The organism is Spongiactinospora gelatinilytica (assembly GCF_003236385.1).
GTDB lineage: Bacteria > Actinomycetota > Actinomycetes > Streptosporangiales > Streptosporangiaceae > Spongiactinospora > Spongiactinospora gelatinilytica.
Map to the genome: position 1 here is coordinate 1 of NZ_POUA01000664.1, position 1,940 is coordinate 1,940.

Annotated in this window: 2 protein-coding genes; one reads left to right on the top strand and one right to left on the bottom strand. The window is 73.8% G+C overall.

Features of this window, described 5'->3' with window-relative positions; all coding sequences use genetic code 11:
- Positions 1 to 563 (bottom strand): MBL fold metallo-hydrolase (locus tag C1I98_RS38390; protein ID WP_146607912.1); only part of this gene is annotated, 563 nt, incomplete at its 3' end.
- A gap of 147 nt (positions 564 to 710) precedes the next feature.
- Between C1I98_RS38390 and C1I98_RS38395 the strand changes: the two genes are divergently transcribed.
- The coding region (locus C1I98_RS38395) for a glycosyltransferase family 2 protein (protein ID WP_158558392.1) at positions 711 to 1,940 on the top strand (1,230 nt) is incomplete at its 3' end.

Sequence of the window (1,940 nt, forward strand, 5' to 3'; positions counted from 1 at the left end):
CCACCCGCCCCCTCGGCCCAGTGGACCACCGAGCTGCCAGGAAAATGGCCGCCGCACTGGATCAGCGTGACGCCGGGCAGCACGTCCAGCATGCCCGACCAGGTGCGTACGGCCGGCGAAGGCCGCGGCAGCCAGGCGGCGTCCGCCTCGGGCAGCAGGATCTCCGCCCCGAAGGCCCGGCTCCACTCCACGATCGAGCCGTAGAAGTGGGGATGGCTCGCGCTCACCGCGCGCAACCCGCCCGCCTCGCGCACCGCCCGCACGGCGTCGTCGTCGATGAACCCGGAAGGGTCCCACAGCAGGTTGCCCTCCGCGGTGCGGACCAGCAGCGCCCGCTGCCCGATGGCGACCTGCGGAGCCGCGCCGATGCCCAGCAGCCCGGGCTCGATCTCCCTGATGTCGGTGCGGTGACCCGCCGCCGACAGCTCGGCCAGGGTCGTCCACCGCTGGCCGCCCGGCGGAACCCACTGGCGCTCGTCGGCGCAGATGTGGCAGGCGGACGGCGGCGACTCCGCCTCCGGGTAGTGGTTCGCGCAGGTGGCGCACACCCAAGGATGGCTCATCGGCTCATGATCTCACGGTGGCCTCGGGGCGGCCAGAGACCCCGATTCGGCGGAACCTCCACGCCGTGCGACCGTCCGGACACATACTGGAGCGCCATGGAGTCGGTGCGCGGGCGTGTCGCAGGCCCGGTGGGAGCGGCCCCGGTGGTGACGCAGATCGATGTCAGCGTGGTGGTGCCGGTACGCGACCGCCGGCCGTACCTGGACAGGTGCCTGACGTCCCTGCTGGTCCAGCGGGTGGCGGTGGAGATCGTGGCGGTGGACGACGGGTCGGCCGACGGTGGCGGCGAGCTGCTCGACCTGTACGCCGCGCACCACCCCGGGGTGGTCAAGGTGCTGCGCCTGGACCGCCCCATGGGCGCGGGGCGCGCCCGCAACCTGGGGCTGGCCAACGCCCGCGGCCGGTACGTGTTCTTCTGCGACGCCGATGACCACCTGGGTCCCGAGACGCTGGAGCGGATGACCGCGATGGCCGACCGCAACGGCTCCGACATCGTGCTCGGCCGGGGCGCCGGCCCCGGCCCCGTGATCATCGAGGCCGGGACCGATCGCGCGCCGCTCGGCGACAGCCCCGTCTACAACAGCCTGAGCTGCTGCAAGCTGTTCCGCAGGGGGATGCTGACCGCGCACGACATCACCTTCGCCGAAGACCTCCGGGTCGGCGAGGACATCGTCTTCACCAGCCACGCCTACTGCCACGCCGGGGTGATCTCCGTGGTCGCCGGGCACGACTGCCGCCACCTCGGCGCCGACGTCGCGCAGAAGGACGGCGGCCGCGACCCCGTCCGCCGGCTGCGGCTGATCAGGCGGCCGATGGAACTCGTCGCCGGGCACGTGCCGCCGGGGCCGCTGCGCGACCACCTGATGCGCCGCCACTTCCGGCACGACGCGCTCGCCCACCTGGGCGCGCCGTTCCTGGCCGCGGGCGACGTGGCGCGCAAGGAGATCGCCGCCGAGATCGCCGCGCTGTGCGAACGCTGGCTGACCGACGGCGTGCGCGAACGGCTCAGCGCGCCGGAACGCCGCAAGCTGGCCGCCCTCGACGACATCGACCAACTGGTACGGCTGGCCCGCGTCGAGGCCTCGGCGGTGACCAGGCGGCTCACCGAGGTCGCCTGGGCGGGCGACCTGCTCACCCTACGCGGCGAGGCGGCCCTGGACGGCGGCCCTGACCTGGACTTCACGGTGTCGGTGCTGCTCCGCCCGCGCGGGCCCGCCGCGCACGGCGAGCGATCCTTCCCGGTGTGGTCGGGCGGCGGCAGGTTCGCCGGGGTGATCGACCTGCGCGACGTGCCGTCCGGCGTCTGGAACGTGCATGTCGCCATCACCTGTGAGGGCGTGACCAGGCTCGGCAGGCTGCGCCCGGAGCGTACGGAC